Consider the following 14,826-nt stretch of genomic DNA (forward strand, 5'->3'; position numbering starts at 1 on the left):
GGGCGTTTTAGAAAATTTCGAACAGACCGGCGGCGCCCATGCCACCAGCAATGCACATGGTCACGACGGCCCACTTGACCTTGGGGTCCTGGGCCTTGCGGCGACGGCCTTCCAGTAGCACGTGGCCGACCATGCGGGCGCCGCTCATGCCAAAGGGGTGGCCGATCGAGATGGCGCCACCGTTGACGTTGAGGCGCTCTTCGGGGATGCCCAGCTGTTGCTGGCAGTAGATGGACTGCGAGGCGAAGGCTTCGTTGACTTCCCACAGGTCGATGTCTTCGACCTTCAGGCCGTGGCGCGCCAGCAGCTTCGGGACCGCGAACACCGGGCCGATGCCCATTTCATCGGGCTCGCAGCCGGCCACGGCAAAGCCGCGGAAGGCACCCAGCGGCTGCAGGCCCAGGCGCTCTGCTTCCTGGCTGTCCATCAGCACGCAGGCCGAAGCCCCGTCCGACAGCTGCGAGGCATTGCCGGCGGTGATGAACTGGTCGGGGCCACGCACCGGGGCCAGCTTGGCCAGGCCTTCGTAGGTGGTGTCGGCACGGTTGCAGGTGTCGTGGTCGATCGAGACTTCCTGGTAGGAGACCGCTTTGGTCTCCTTGTCGGTCACGCCCATGGTGGTCGTCACCGAGATGATCTCGTCCTTGAAGATGCCGGCGGCCTGGGCCGCGGCGGTCTTTTGCTGGCTGGCCAGCGAGAACTGGTCCTGGGCTTCGCGGCTGATCTGGTAGCGGCGGGCCACCACGTCAGCGGTCTCGATCATGGTCATGTACAGATCGGGCTTGTGCTCGAGCAGCCAGGGGTCGATGCCGGTTTCCAGGCCCGTGCCTTCCGGGCGACGCAGGCCGGAGATGCTCTCCATGCCGCCAGCGACCATGACGGGCGCGCCGTCCACGATGATGCGGCTGGCCGCGGTGGCCACGGCCATCAGGCCCGAGGCGCAAAAGCGGCTGACGGTGGCGCCGGCGATGGTGAGCGGCAGGCCGGCGCGCAAGGCGCTGTTGCGGCCCAGGTTGCGACCGCTGCGGCCTTCGGGGTAGCCGCAGCCGATGATGATGTCTTCGATCAGGGCCGGGTCCATGCCGGCGCGCTCGACCGCGGCCTTGACGGCAAAGGCCGTCAGCGTGGTGCCGGGGGTGACGTTGAACTCGCCCCGGTGGGCTTTGGTCATGGGGGTCCGTGCGGTGGACACGATGACGGCTTGACGCATGATGCGGGTCTCCTGGATGTTGGGCGGTGAGCGGCGGTTCAGGCCGAGCGGGATCAGGCCTGGTTCAGGCTGTCGAAGTTCTTGCCCTCTTGCACCAGCTTGACCAGCAGCGGGGCCGGTTGCCAGAACAGCGGGTCTTCCTTGGCGAAGGCCTCGATGTCGGCCAGGATCTGCGGCAGGCCGACCATGTCCGCGTACTTCATCGGGCCGCCCTTGTAGCGGGGGAAGCCGTAGCCATAGACCAGGGTCACGTCCACATCGAGCGGGCGCAGGGCGATGCCCTCGGCCACCACCTTGGCGCCCTCGTTGACCATGGCGGCCACGTAGCGGCGCTCCAGCTCTTCGCGGGTGAAGGTGCGCGGGGTCACGCCGGCCTTGGCACGCTCTTCGGCGATGATGGGCTCGACCGCCGGGTTGGGCTTGCCGCCGCGGCTGCCGGCTTCGTACACATACCAGCCCTGGCCGGTCTTCTGGCCGAACCAGCCGCGCTCGCACAGCTTGTCGGCGATGTGCACATAGCGGGCCTTGGGGTCACGGGTGGCGGCACGGCGCTTGCGCGTCGCCCAGCCGATGTCGCCACCGGCCAGGTCGCTCATCTCGTACGGGCCCATCGGGTAGCCGAAGGCGCGCACCATGGCGTCGATCTCGAAGGGCGAGGCGCCGTCTTCCATCATGTAGTCGGCGGCCTGGCGGTACACGGCCAGGATGCGGTTGCCAATGAAGCCGTCGCACACACCGGCACGCACGGGCACCTTCTTGAGCTTCTTGGCCAGCGCAAAGCCGGTGGCGACCACGTCGGCGCTCACCTTCGCGGGCACCACGATCTCCAGCAGCTTCATGATGTTGGCCGGCGAGAAGAAGTGCAGACCCACCACGTCCTGCGGACGCGAGACGCTGTTGGCGACTTCGTTGATGTCCAGATAGGAGGTGTTGGTGGCCAGCACGGCGCCGGGCTTGCAGACGCGGTCCAGCTCGGCGAACACGGCCTTCTTGACGCCCATGTCTTCGAACACGGCTTCGATGACGATGTCGGCATCGGCCAGCGCGTCGTAGCTCGTCGAGCCGTGGAAGCGCGCCAGGATGGCGGCCTTGCCTTCTTCGCTCAGGCGGCCCTTGGCGATGGCGCCGTCGTACACCTTGGCGACGCGCGACTGGCCCAGGGCCAGGGCGGCGTCATCGCGCTCGATCATGGTCACGCTCAAGCCGGCGTCCAGCAGGGACACGGCGATGCCGGCGCCCATGGTGCCGCCACCGATCACGCCCACCTTCTGGAAGGGGCGGGGCTGGGCGGACTGGGTCTCGGGCGACTTGGTGACCTCACGTTCGGCAAAGAACACGTGGACCAGACCGGCACGCTGCGGGCTGTGGAGGCACTGGGTGAACAGTTCGCGCTCGACGGCCAGGCCTTCGGCAAAGGGCAGGTCCAGGGCGGCTTGCACGCAGTCGACGATCTTGGCGGGCGAGAACAGGCCCTTCTTCTTGGCCACGTCGGCACGGGCGGCGTCGATGGCGGCTTGCTGCGCGGCGCGGTCGGCCAGGGCGGCGGTCTGCTCGCCGCTGCGGCGCACCGGGGCGCCATCGGCCAGCAGGCTGCGGGCGTAGGCGATGCCCTCGGCGGCGATGTCGTCGCTGGTGGCGAGGTGGTCGATCAGGCCCAGGCGCAGGGCTTCCTTGGCGCCGGCGTGGCGGCCGCTGAGCATCAGGTCCAGGGCGGCGGCGGCACCGATCAGGCGGGGCGTGCGTTGGGTGCCGCCCGCGCCGGGCAGCAGGCCCAGGTTCACTTCGGGCAGGCCCAGCTTGGCGGTTTCCACGGCCACGCGGTAGTGGGCCGACAGCGCGATCTCCAGGCCTCCACCGAGTGCGGCGCCGTGGATGGCCGCGATCACCAGCTTGTCGCAGGCTTCGATCTGCTGGCACACCTCGGGCAGCGAGGGGGCTTGCGGCGGCAGGCCGAACTCGCGGATGTCGGCGCCGGCAATGAAGTTGCTGCCCGAACCCGTGATCACGATGGCGTGCACGTCGGCGTTGGCGTTCAGTTCGGTGATCGCCTGTTGCAGACCTTGGCGCACCGCGGTGCTCAGCGCATTGACGGGCGGGTTGGAGAGGGTCACCAGGGCAATGTGGTTGCTCACGGTGGTCTGGACAACGGGCGCGGCAGCGGTGGGTTCCATGGTGTGTCTCTTTCTTGGGGCAGAAAACGACCCGGGCCGGATGGCCAGCAGGTTGACACGGATTGTTCGGCAGGGGCGCTGTCTTGACAATCCCATCAAGCATTGACAGACTGTCAAGCGAAATTTGACAGTTGGCCCGCTCAACGGGCCGCACTCTTGCGCTATGGAACTGCAGTCCCTGTCGATGTTGGTCGAAATCCTCGACGCTGGCAACCTTTCCGAGGCCGCCCGGCGCCTGAAGATGAGCCGCGCCAACGTCAGCTACCACCTCAACCAGTTCGAGCGCGCCGTGGGGCAGCAACTGGTGCGCCGCACCACCCGCCGCATCGAGCCCACCGAGATCGGCCTGCGCTTGTACGAGCACGGCCGCCAGATTCGCAACGAGCTGGAGGCGGCCCGCGAAACCGTCACCACCCTGGGCCAGACCCTGCAGGGGCGGGTGCGCCTGAGCGTGCCCAGCGGCTACGGCCAGTTGGTGATGGCGCCCTGGCTGATCGACTTCAAGCGCGCCTACCCCGGCATCGTGCTGGACGTGGTGTTTGAAAACCGCGTCGTCGACCTGATGCGCGACGAGGTGGACATTGCCGTGCGCGTGATGACCGACCCACCCGACAACCTGGTGGCCCGCGACATGGGCTCGGTGCGCTACGTGGCCTGTGCCACGCCCGGTTACGCCCAGGCCCAGGGCATGCCCGCCACGCTCGAAGACCTCTCGCGCGCGCCGCTGATCACCTCGGCGGTGGTGGGGCGCCAGCTGCGCCTGGCGGCCTATCTGGAAGGCGAGCGCCACGAGGTGCCGCTGTCGCCCACGCTCACCAGCGAGAACTTCCTGTTCCTGCGCGAGGCGATTGTGGCCGGCCTGGGCGTGGGCCTGGTGCCCGACTATGTGGTGCAGGACCTGGTCGAGCGCGGCGAGATGGTCACCGCGCTCGACAACTGGAAGCTCAGCATTTTCGGCACCAAGATGTACATGCTCTACATGCCCAACCGGCACCACACCCGGGCAGCGTCCACCTTCATCGACTTCATGCTCGAGCAGGCGCGCCGCGTGGCGTGAGCCTGGCCGGGACTCAGTCCAGCACCGCCTCGCAGGCCCGGGCCCGGCCCTCGGCCTTGGCGCGGTAGAGCTGGGCGTCGGCCAGGGCCAGCAAGGCGGCCGCATCCCCCTGGGAGGTCGGGGTGCGCACGGCCAGGCCCGCGCTGATGGTCAGGACCTCGGCCACGGTTGAGGCAGGGTGAGCGATGGCCAGCTCGCGCACGGCCAGCTTCATGCGCTGGGCCACCTGCCGGGCGCCGTCCAGGTCGGTGTCGGGCAGCAGGCAGGCGAACTCTTCGCCGCCGTAGCGGCACACCACATCGCCGGGGCGCAGGGCCGTCGCGGTCAGGGCGTGGGCGACCTGGCGCAGGGCCTCGTCGCCACGCTGGTGCCCGTGCACGTCGTTGTACTGCTTGAAAAAGTCCACATCGATCAGGATCAGGCTCAGGGGCTTGCCCGTGCGCTGCGCCCGGCCCCATTCGTCGCTCAGCCGCTCATCGAAGTAGCGGCGGTTGAAGACGTGGGTGAGCGCGTCGATGAAGACCAGGCGCTTGAGCAGGTCGGTCTGGCGCTTGAGGGTCAGGTGGGTGCGCACCCGCGCGCGCACCACCGACGGGTTGATGGGCTTGGTGATGAAGTCCACGGCCCCGGCGTCCAGGCCGCGGGTCTCTTCCTGGGCTTCGTGGTGGGCCGTGACGAAGAGCACGGGGATGTCGCGGGTGGCGCTGTCCTGTTTGAGCTGGCGGCAGACCTCGTAGCCGTCCAGGTCCGGCATCATCACGTCGAGCAGGATGACGTCGGGGCTTTCCTGTCGCGCCGTCTGCAGGGCCTGCGTGCCCGAGGTGGCCATGAAGACCTGGCAGTCGTCGGCAAAGACGCGGTAGAGCACCTGGATGTTGGTGGGCTGGTCATCGACCACCAGCAGCCGGGGCTTGCGCGCGGGCTCGTCGAGCAGATCGGCCAGGGCGGCATCGACAGGCAGCATCCGTGTCACTCCAGGGGCCAGGTGGTCAGCAGATGCTGACCGTGTTCGATGGCGCGGGCAAAGTCCAGCTGGGCCATCGCGTCGTTGAGGGGCGTCAATGCCTCGCCCAGGGCCGCGGCGTGGGCGGCCTGAAGGCGGGCGTGGCAGTCGAGCGCGGTCATGTCCGAGTGTTGCAGCAGTTTAATCAGCTCCTGTAACTGTGTGTGCAACAGAGTGCGGTCGAGGGGCGCCAAGGCGTCGGAGGAGGCCTGCGGGGGCGGGGCCAGGGCGGCCAGCAGCGCGGGCAGGCGGGCGTGGGCCGCGTCCATGGCGCTCAGCAGCGGCGCCAGCCAGGCGGGGAGGGGGCCTTCGGGCAGGGGCGCCGGGCAGGCCTGCTCGGCCGCCGCCGCCAGCGCTTGCAGCGGTTGCAGGCCCAGGGTGCCGGCCAGGCCCTTGAAGCCGTGCAGCCAGGCCCGCAAGGCGTGGGCGTCGCGCTGGGTCCAGTCCTGGCGGGCCTGCGCCGCCGCGCCGGGCAGCTCCTCGCAGAAGCGGGCGAGCAGGCGCAGGTACACGTCCTGGCGGTGGCCCAGGCGGGCCAAGGCGGCCTCCAGGGCCACGCCCTGAGCCTGGGCTTCGGCCTGGGCGAGTGCGGGCAAGGTCGGCGTCAGGCTGCGCACCGTCATGGCCAGGGGGCTGGCGGCCGAGGCCGGGGCACGCCGGCCGTGGGTCAGCACGGTCTCGACCAGGTGGTTCAGGTCGAAGGGCTTGCCGACGTGGGCCACCATGCCGGCTTCACGGCACGCGGCCAGGTCGGCGGGCAGGGCGTTGGCGGTCATGGCGATGACGGGGGGCGCGGCCTCGCCCAGGGCCTCACGCAAGGTCCGCGTGGCCGTCAGGCCGTCCATCACGGGCATCTGCACATCCATCAGCACCGCGTCGATCAGGTCCGGGGCGTTGAGCACGGCCTGCACGCCCTCGGCGCCGTTGTGGGCCATGCTGACCTCGGCGCCTTCGCCTTCCAGCAACTCGCTGGCCACCTGGCGGTTGTTGGGGTTGTCTTCCACCAGCAGCAGGTGCCAGCCGGCGAGGCGGCGGGGGTTGGTGAGCGCGTCCAGCGGCATCGGGGCGCTGGGGTCGGCGTCGGCGGCGGTGGGCAGGCGCAGCACGAGGTCAAACCAGAAGGTGCTGCCCTGTCCCGGCGCGCTGCGCACCAGCACCTGGCTGCCCATCAGCTGGATCAGGCGCCGGCTGATGGCCAGGCCCAGGCCGGTGCCGCCGTACTGGCGGGTGGTCGAGCCTTCGGCCTGCGAGAAGCCTTCGAAGATGCGCGAAAGCGCGTCCTGGCTCATGCCGATGCCGGTGTCCCGCACCGAAAAGCGCAGGCTCACCTGCTCCTCGTCTTGCGACAGCACATCCAGCGTCACGTCGACCTGGCCCTGGTGGGTGAACTTGATGGCGTTGCCGCCCAGGTTGATCAGCACCTGCAGCAGGCGCATGTCATCGCCAACCAGGCGGTCGGGCAGGGCCGGGTCGAGCACGAAATGCAGGGCCACGGGCTTGTCGCCCAGGTTGGCCGACATCACCACGTGCAGGTCGCTCAGCAGTCGGGCCACCGAGAAGGCGCGCGGGTGCAGGCTCATCTTGCCGGCTTCGATCTTGGAGAAGTCGAGGATGTCGTTGAGCAGGCCCAGCAGGGACTGCGCCGCCCGCTCGGCCTTGCTGGTGTAGTCGAGCTGACGCGCGTCCAGCGTTGTCTTGTGCAGCAGGCGCAGCATGCCCAGGATGGCGTTCATGGGCGTGCGGATCTCGTGGCTCATGTTGGCCAGGAACTGCCCCTTGGCCGCACTGGCCTGTTCGGCCACCTGCTTGGCCTGCTGCAGCGAGGTCTCGTACTCCAGGCTCTGGGTGCGGTCCTGGACGATGCCCAGGTAGCCCGTGAGCTCGCCCTGTTCGGAGCGCATCTCGGTGACCACGATCGACACCGGCACCAGGCTGGCATCCTGGCGGACATAGTTGAGATGGCGCACCTGGCCCAGCACGCCCGGCTCGATCAGGAGTTGTCGCGGCGTGGGCTCGGCACCGCCGAGTCGCGCGCGCAGGGCCTCGCGCCGCGCGGCGAGGCGGGCCGGGTCATGGAAGCGCACGGGCGTGGCCTGGCCGACGATCTCGCTGGCGGGGTAGCCCAGCAGGTGTTCGGCCCCGCTGTTGAACACGCGGATCACCAGGTCGGCATCCGTGGCGATCACCGCGATGCCGGACGCGGCATGGAGCACATTGGTCAGCAAGGTGCTGGTCTCGCGCAGCTGCTGCTCGGTCAGCTTGCGCAGGGTCACGTCGTGGCGGATGGCGACGAAGCGCTCGACCCGGCCGTCGGCATCGAGGAAGGGGGCGATCACGCTGTCCACCCAGTACAGCGAGCCGTCCTTGGCGCGGTTGCAGATCTCGCCGCGCCAGGGGCGGCCGGCCGTGACGGTGGCCCACAGGTTCGCCCAGAAAGCGCGGTCGTGCACGCCCGAGTTGTTGATGTGGTGGGTCTGGCCCGCCAGTTCGGCGCGGCTGTAGCCGCTCAGCGCGCAGAAGGCGTCGTTGACCTCGACGATGTGCCCGGTGCGGTCGGTGACCGAGATGACCGCGTGTGCATTGAGGGTGCGCAGCAAGGCGTCGGTTTCACGTTGGGCGGCCTCCAGCCGGTGGGTGGCCTCTTTCAAGTCGGAGATGTTCTGGGCGATCTCGATGAAGCCCAACAGCTCGCCTTGCGCGTTGCGGCGGGGCTGGATCTCGGTGTCGATCCAGAAGGTGTGGCCATCCTTGCCGCGGTTGAGCAGTTCCACCCGGCAGCCTTCACCGCGTGCCAGGGTGGTGTCGAGCTGTTCCAGCCGATCGGCCGGGCATTCGGGGGTGCCCACGAGCGTGCGCATCAGCTGGCCCTTGGCCTCGTCAAAGCTGTAGCCGTACAGGCGCGTGAAGCCTTCGTTGACCCAGCTGATCCGCATCTCTGGGTCGGTGATCATCACGGCATTGGAGGTGCGGCGGGCCACCTCGGCCAGGCGTTCGAGGTCGGCCGTCAGCCGGGCCGCATGGGCTTCGGTGCGGGCCCGGGCGCTGGCGAGCATCCAGGTGGCCAGGGCCAGCAAGGCGCTCAGCAGCGAGCCGCCCAGCACGATCCAGCTCGGGGTGCTGCGGTCCACGCGCTGCTCGAACGCGGCGTTGGCCTGGGTGCGCAGCACATACTGCCGCCCGGCGATCGACAGCGTGCGCTGGGCGGTGAAACGTTGGCCGAACTCGCTGGCGTCGGGGCCGTCGGCGCGGAACATCTCGACCGGGGCGACATCGGTTTCGTCGCTCAGGCTGATGTTGAGCTGTCGGTCGCTGGTGTCGAACAGACCCTGCATCAGCTCGTCGATCACGATGGGCGCGTAGTAGATGCCCACCAGCCGCTCGCGGCGCTGGGCCGCGTTCAGGGGCGGGGAGGCCCCGTGGTACAGCGCCAGCAGGTACAGCACGCCCGGGCGCTGTCGTTCGTCCTGCTTGAGCGTGATGGGCCCGGTCAGCGTGGGTTGTCCGCTGTCAATGGCGCTCAGCACCGCGGCCCGGCGCACCGGATCGGATCCCACGTCCAGCCCCAGGGCGGCCTGGTTGGTGGCCGAGGGCTCGAGCATCTTGATCACGTACAGATCGGGCGCGTCGCCCTGCGTGCTGACCGTGAAGGTCTCGGCGTGGTCGGCGCGTTCGGCGCGCTCGAACTCGCTCAGCTCGCTGCGCGGCACCTTGACGATGTAGCCAAAGCCACGCACGCCCGGGAACTGCTGATCGAGGTTGATGGCGTAGACATAGTTGCGAAACGAGGCCCGGTCGAGTTTCTCGCTGGCGTTGTGGGTGCCGTGCGCGCCGCGCAGGCCGAACAGGGGCATGGCAAAGCGCTGGTGGATGCTTTGCTCCAGGCGTGTGGAAATCCGTTCGAAACGCTCACGGGCCTGCGTTTCGATGGTGGCACCGGTGCGTTGGCCGGCCCACAGGCTCAGCAGCATGCCGGTGGTCAGCACGATCATGCTCAGGCCCAGGCTGCCGGCCGCATCGAGCGCGAGGGTCGGGTGCCCCCCCTGGCGGGCATGGCGCTGGAAGGCCCGCACGCTGCGCCACCACACGATGGGGGCCAGGGCGAGCACGAGCAGCACCGCATCGGCCACCGCTTCACGCCAGCCGCTGACGCCGGGCAGGCTCAGCGGCACCACCCGCATGATCACCAGCTCGATCAGGGCTGCCGCGAGGGTGATTTCCAGAACCAGGCGAATGTAGGGGGTCGAAAGCTTCATGTCGCGGGGCGGTGAACGTGCGGTGATTGTCACCCGGTCGGTGGCGGCGCGGGCGGCGTTTCGGCTTTTCGGTCACAGGGCTTGTGCGGACTCAGACCTCTCCACCATGGCGCGACCGGGGTGATGGGGCTAAGTTGCGACGATGGCCGGCGCCGGGCCTGTGCCCCCTGCCCCACACGCGGCACTGGCGAATTCGGCGTAAGCTCGGCGCGCATGACGCTGAACTACCTCGAATTTGACTACAGCGAAGACGCCGAGGGCATCGGCACCTTCGAAACCCTGGCCTCGGTGAGCCCCTCGCAGGTGGCCGCCGTGCACGCCGAGGTGGCCGAGGTGCTGGCCTGGGCCTTTCGCACCTTCCCCGATGGGCACGGCCCCGTGGCCGAAGGCTTCGAGTGGGACCACGACCTGCAAGGCCAGCGCGAGTTCACCGCCGCCGAGTCCCTGTGCTTTGACGAGCGCAGCGGCCGCATCACCGTCGAGCCCCAGCCGCCCGGCACGCCGCGCCACACCGTGAGCCTGTCGCTCAGCGGCACGCCCGCGTTCTGCGAGGCCCTGCGGACGCAGTTCGACCTGGGCTGAGCCGCCGGGACGGGGCCGGTCGTTCGCGGGGGGCTCACTACAATGGCGCCCCTTCGGCTGTGGCCCCTTTCGGTCACGTCGAGCCCCGCTTTCCCGGGCGCGTGTCGCCTCGTTACCTGTCTGTCTGCCCACCATGAACATCACCGTCCTTGAGGAACTGCGCGCCTACATCGATCCGCTGACCCCGGAGGAGCACGCTTCGCTGGAGCGCAGCATCCTGGCCGAAGGCTGCCGCGATGCCTTGGTGCTGTGGGGCGAGGTGCTGGTGGACGGGCACAACCGCTACGGCATCTGCCGCAAGCACGGCTTGCCGTTCCAGACCGTGCAAAACCCGCGCTTCACCTGCATGGAAGACGTGCACCTGTGGATGATCGATCAGCACCTGGGCCGGCGCAGCGTGTCCGACTTCCAGCGCGGCGTGCTGGCGCTGCGCAAGAAAGAGATCCTGAGCGCGCGCACCCAGGCCGTGCAGGCGGGCGTGGCCGCGGCCCAGGCCGAAGCCGCCGCGGCGCAAGCCGAGCGCGAGGCGGGTGAGGGCGGCGACGCTGACGTGCCCAAGGCCGCAGTGCCCAGCCGAGAAGAGCTCGCCCGCGTGGCCCGCCTGAGCAGCACCACCGTCGCCCAGATCGAGAAAATCCAGAAGGCCGCCGCCCCCGAGCTGGTCGAAGCGGTCAAGGCCGGCACCATCTCGATCAATGCCGCGGCCACTGTGGCCTCGCTGCCCGTCGAGCAGCAGGTGGCTGCCGTGGCTGGGGGCAAGAAAGAGTTGCAACAGGCGGCCCGCCAGGTGCGTGAGGCCCGTGCCGCCGCGCGCGTGGCCCGGGCTCCGCAATCGGACGATGGCCCCTCCGCAGATGCCGACACCGCACAGGGTCAGGGCGATGCCGACGACGACCCCCGCCCCGGCGAGACCCCGGACGCCACCATCGCCCGCCTGCTGCAGACGGTGGCCAGCCTGCGCGCCGAGAACGCCCGTTGGCAGGCACGCTGGCAAGCCGCCCAAGCGACCCAAGCGGGCGCCGGCGATGCCGCGTCGACTGACGCCGGATTGCCGCCGTTTTGACGCGATGGCCAGGGCGGTGATTTCGGGCACACTTTGAGTTCGGCCCCCCTCATCCCCGACTCACCCCCTTGACCGCCTTGACATGACCGCATCGTCTTCCTCCTGGTGGACCCGACCTCGCTGGTGGCTGATCGCCGCCGTGCTGCTGCTGGGGCTGATCGCCGCCGGACTGTGGAGCCGGGCCCAACCCGTTGCCGTGCTCACCGTGGCGTCCCAGCCCCTGGTGCGCACCCTGCAGTTCACCGGGCGGGTCAAGACCCCGGCCCGGGTCGATGTGGGCGTGACCCTGACCGGCCGGGTGCAACAGGTGCGCGTGCGCGAAGGCGACCTCGTCGCCCAGGGCGATGCCCTGATCGAGCTGGAGGCCGACGAATGGCGTGCCGCCTGGCAACAGGCCCAGGCCAGCTGGCAACAGGCCCAGGCGCGACTGGGCAGCGTGCAGGCTCTGGCCCTGCCGAGTGCCGAAGCCACTTTGGCGCAGACTGAGGCCACCGTGCTGCAGGCCGAGCGCGACCTGGCCCGCACCCGCGAGCTGGTCGCCCAGCAGTTTTACAGCCAGGCCCGCCTGGACGAAGCCCAGCGCAGCGTGGCCGTGGCCCGCGCCCAGCGCGACGCTGCCCGTGTGCAGGTGCAGGCCAACCGTCCGCAAGGCGCCGAGCGCGCCGGCAGCCAGGCCCAGTTGGCGGCCGCCAAAGCCGCCGTCGAAGTAGCGCGCGCCAAGCTGGACCAGGCCACCGTGCGCGCCCCCGGCCCGGGCCGCGTGCTGGTGCGCAGCGTCGAACCCGGCCAGATCGTGCAGGCCGGCAAAAGCCTGCTGACCCTGTCGGTCGACGGCCCCACCGAGCTGGTCGCCCAGGTGGACGAGCGCTACCTCGGCCAGTTGCAGGTCGGCCAACGCGCCGCCGTGCTGGCCGATGCCTACCCCCATCAGCCTTTCGAGGCCGTGGTCGACCGGCTCGCCCCGGCCGTCAATGCCCAAAGCGGCGCGGTCGAAGTGACGCTGCGGCTGCAGGGCGAGCGCCCCGCCTTCTTGCGCGAAGACATGACCCTGTCCATCGAGGTCGTCACCGCTCGGGAGGCCGCCGTGCTGGCGCTGCCCTTGCAGGCGGTGCGTGAGCCCGCTGACGGCGCGCCGACCCGTGCCGCCGACGCTCGGGCCACCGTGTTGGTGCTGGCCGAAGGGCGGGCGCAGCTGCGCACCGTGACGCTGGGCTTGCGCACCCTGGATCAGGTCGCAGTGCGCAGCGGTCTGAGCGCGGGGGAGCAGGTGCTACTCGACCCGACCGTGGCGCCGGGCACCCGGGTGCGTGCGCAGTCGCGCGCCGAGTCGGCCACGGCCAAGGCCGGTGCAGCCGCTGGCCATGACGGTGTCTCGCGTGACCGTGCCGAGGGCGGCATCTCGCAAACCTTCAGCCGCTGAAACGGACTTTGTCGTGCGCCTCCCGACCCTCTCTGCGCTGGGCTTCGAATGGCGGGTGGCCGTGCGCTTCCTCACCGAGGGGCGTTTCCAGAGCCTGCTCATCATCGTGGGCGTGGCCGCCGGCGTGGCCGTGGTGGCCTACATCTCGGCCCTCATCACCGGCCTGCAGCGCAACACCCTGGAAAAGACCCTGGGCGCGCAGGCCCACGTCAGCGTCTCCCCGCTCGACGAGCGCGTGACCCCGGCCCTGCCGCCGCAACCCGGTGCCTTGCGCTGGCGCGACACCCAGGCGCGCGCCCAGCGTCTGCAGACCATCACCAACTGGCAAGCGATTGCCGCCTTGCTGGCCCAGCGTCCAGGCGTCTCGGCCGTGTCCCCCATGACCTCGGGCGCGGCACTGGCCCAGCGTGGCGAGGCCACCCGCGCCATCGCCCTGTCCGGCGTCGAGCTCAGCCGCTACGACCGCATCGTCAACCTGCGCAGCAAACTGGTGGCGGGCCAACTCACCCTGGCGCCGGGCGAGGCCATCATCGGCCAGACCCTGGCCGACGACCTGGGCGTGCGCGTGGGCGACCGCATCACCGTGGTCATCAACGAGCGCCGCGACACCGTGCGCCTGACCGGCCTGGTGGACCTGGGCATCAAGGACCTCAACCGCCGCATGGTGCTGGTGCCGCTGCGCTCGGCGCAGACCCTGCTGAACCTGCCTGGCGGCGTGACCCAGATCGACCTGCGCCTGGACGACGTCTGGACCGCCCAGACCCTGGCCCAGGGCCTGGCGCGCGAGCTGCCCAACAAGGTCGAAAGCTGGCAGGAGGCCAATGCCCAGCTGGTCTCGGCCTTGCGTGCGCAGAGCGTCAGCACCGCCGTGATCCGCACGGTGGTGATGCTGGTGGTGGTGCTGGGCATCGCCAGCGTGCTGGTGGTGTCGGTGGTGCAAAAGCAGCGCGAAATCGGCATCTTGCGGGCCATGGGCACCACCCGCGGCCAGATCCTGCGCGTGTTCCTGCTGCAAGGCGTGCTGGTGGCCACGCTCGGTTCCTTGCTCGGCGTCTTGCTGGCGGCCGGCCTGATCGCCGGTTTCACCGCCTTCGTCAAAGGCTCGGACGGCCTGCCGCTGTTCGCCATCACCTTGCCGCCCGCCATGGCCGTGCAGATCGTGCTCGTGACCATTGTGGCCGGCGTGCTGGCGGCCGTGGCCCCGGCCCGCCGGGCCGCGCACATGGACCCGGCGCAGGCCATTCGGATGTGAGGCGCACGCCATGAGCCAGCTTCTCTCCACACAGCCTGCCATGCCCGCATCGCCGTCATCGCCCGCCCGGCCCGAGCCGTCTGCGGCAACGTCTTCCTCCCCGTCACAAGCGGGTCGCGACCTCGTGGTGCTTTCAGACCTGCGCAAGCGCTACAACGTCGGTCAGCCCAACGAAACCGAGGTGCTGCACGGCCTGAACCTGCGCCTGAACACCGGCGAGTTTGCCGCCCTGATCGGCCCCTCCGGCTCGGGCAAGAGCACCTTGCTCAACATCCTGGGCCTGCTGGAGCCAGCCACCGGGGGCCGCTACGTGCTCGACGGTGCGTCCGTGACCGCGCTCGACGACGAGGCCCTGACCCGCCTGCGCCGCGACACCCTGGGCTTTGTCTTCCAGTTCCACCACCTGCTGCCCGCCTTCACCGCGCTCGAAAACGTGCTGCTGCCGGTGCTGGCCCGCGACGGGCGCATTGGCGCGCAGGAACGCGAGCGCGCTCGCAGCCTGCTCGACGCCGTGGGCCTGGCACAGGCCATGGACCGCGTGCCCGGCGCCCTGTCAGGCGGTATGCAGCAACGGGTGGCCATGGCGCGCGCGCTCATGCTTGAGCCCAAGCTGGTGCTGGCCGACGAGCCCACCGGCAATCTCGACACGGCCTCGTCCAGCGAGGTGTTTGCGCTGATGCGGCGCATCCACGACCAGGTGGGCACCACCTTCCTCATCGTCACCCATGACCCTCGGCTGGCCGCCCGTTGCGACCGGGTGATCGAGCTTGTTGATGGCGCGGTGGCCCGCGATGGTGTGCCCGATCCGGCGTGAG

Annotated in this window: 10 protein-coding genes; 6 read left to right on the plus strand and 4 right to left on the minus strand. The window is 69.8% G+C overall.

What is annotated here, in order from left to right; genetic code table 11:
- Nucleotides 1-7: 7 nt before the first annotated feature.
- Entirely contained in the window at nt 8-1,210 is a 1,203-nt protein-coding gene (locus AC3WW4_RS03220; protein ID WP_488826952.1) for an acetyl-CoA C-acyltransferase, read from the minus strand.
- A gap of 53 nt (nt 1,211-1,263) precedes the next feature.
- Nucleotides 1,264-3,381: a 3-hydroxyacyl-CoA dehydrogenase NAD-binding domain-containing protein gene (locus AC3WW4_RS03225; protein ID WP_488826953.1), complete on the minus strand. Its 2,118-nt coding sequence runs from the start codon at nt 3,379-3,381 to the stop codon at nt 1,264-1,266.
- 163 nt (nt 3,382-3,544) lie between these two features.
- Here AC3WW4_RS03225 and AC3WW4_RS03230 point away from each other — a divergent pair, with 163 nt between their 5' ends.
- A complete protein-coding gene (locus AC3WW4_RS03230; RefSeq protein WP_488826954.1) occupies nt 3,545-4,438 on the plus strand; it encodes a LysR family transcriptional regulator in 894 nt (297 codons plus the stop codon).
- A 13-nt stretch (nt 4,439-4,451) separates the two neighbouring features.
- Here the strand turns inward: AC3WW4_RS03230 and AC3WW4_RS03235 are convergent, their stop codons facing one another.
- Nucleotides 4,452-5,402: a diguanylate cyclase domain-containing protein gene (locus AC3WW4_RS03235; protein WP_488826955.1), complete on the minus strand. Its 951-nt coding sequence runs from the start codon at nt 5,400-5,402 to the stop codon at nt 4,452-4,454.
- Between the two features lie 5 nt (nt 5,403-5,407).
- Complete coding sequence (locus AC3WW4_RS03240; protein ID WP_488826957.1) at nt 5,408-9,694, minus strand: CHASE domain-containing protein; 4,287 nt, start codon at nt 9,692-9,694, stop codon at nt 5,408-5,410.
- 213 nt (nt 9,695-9,907) lie between these two features.
- Here AC3WW4_RS03240 and AC3WW4_RS03245 point away from each other — a divergent pair, with 213 nt between their 5' ends.
- From AC3WW4_RS03245 to AC3WW4_RS03265, 5 genes are all read left to right on the plus strand, one after another.
- Nucleotides 9,908-10,276, plus strand: a complete 369-nt coding sequence (locus AC3WW4_RS03245) for a hypothetical protein (protein WP_488826958.1) — start codon at nt 9,908-9,910, stop codon at nt 10,274-10,276.
- Between the two features lie 133 nt (nt 10,277-10,409).
- Nucleotides 10,410-11,339 (plus strand): ParB N-terminal domain-containing protein, encoded by a 930-nt coding sequence (locus AC3WW4_RS03250; protein WP_488826959.1) that lies wholly within the window; start codon nt 10,410-10,412, stop codon nt 11,337-11,339.
- Between the two features lie 82 nt (nt 11,340-11,421).
- Nucleotides 11,422-12,759 (plus strand): efflux RND transporter periplasmic adaptor subunit, encoded by a 1,338-nt coding sequence (locus AC3WW4_RS03255; protein ID WP_488826960.1) that lies wholly within the window; start codon nt 11,422-11,424, stop codon nt 12,757-12,759.
- 13 nt (nt 12,760-12,772) lie between these two features.
- Nucleotides 12,773-14,011, plus strand: coding sequence for an ABC transporter permease (locus AC3WW4_RS03260; protein ID WP_488826961.1), 1,239 nt, complete (start codon nt 12,773-12,775; stop codon nt 14,009-14,011).
- A 10-nt stretch (nt 14,012-14,021) separates the two neighbouring features.
- A complete protein-coding gene (locus AC3WW4_RS03265) occupies nt 14,022-14,825 on the plus strand; it encodes an ABC transporter ATP-binding protein (RefSeq protein WP_488826962.1) in 804 nt (267 codons plus the stop codon).
- Nucleotide 14,826: the final 1 nt, after the last annotated feature.

The sequence above is a fragment of the Aquabacterium sp. TM01 genome (assembly GCF_057808345.1).

Excerpts from the sequence above, each read along its gene's own strand:
- AC3WW4_RS03220 (WP_488826952.1), bottom strand. The coding sequence starts at position 1,210 with ATGCGTCAAGCCGTCATCGTGTCCACCGCACGGACCCCCATGACCAAA.
- AC3WW4_RS03225 (WP_488826953.1), bottom strand. The coding sequence starts at position 3,381 with ATGGAACCCACCGCTGCCGCGCCCGTTGTCCAGACCACCGTGAGCAAC.
- AC3WW4_RS03230 (WP_488826954.1), top strand. The coding sequence starts at position 3,545 with ATGGAACTGCAGTCCCTGTCGATGTTGGTCGAAATCCTCGACGCTGGC.
- AC3WW4_RS03235 (WP_488826955.1), bottom strand. The coding sequence starts at position 5,402 with ATGCTGCCTGTCGATGCCGCCCTGGCCGATCTGCTCGACGAGCCCGCG.
- AC3WW4_RS03240 (WP_488826957.1), bottom strand. The coding sequence starts at position 9,694 with ATGAAGCTTTCGACCCCCTACATTCGCCTGGTTCTGGAAATCACCCTC.
- AC3WW4_RS03245 (WP_488826958.1), top strand. The coding sequence starts at position 9,908 with ATGACGCTGAACTACCTCGAATTTGACTACAGCGAAGACGCCGAGGGC.
- AC3WW4_RS03250 (WP_488826959.1), top strand. The coding sequence starts at position 10,410 with ATGAACATCACCGTCCTTGAGGAACTGCGCGCCTACATCGATCCGCTG.
- AC3WW4_RS03255 (WP_488826960.1), top strand. The coding sequence starts at position 11,422 with ATGACCGCATCGTCTTCCTCCTGGTGGACCCGACCTCGCTGGTGGCTG.
- AC3WW4_RS03265 (WP_488826962.1), top strand. The coding sequence starts at position 14,022 with ATGAGCCAGCTTCTCTCCACACAGCCTGCCATGCCCGCATCGCCGTCA.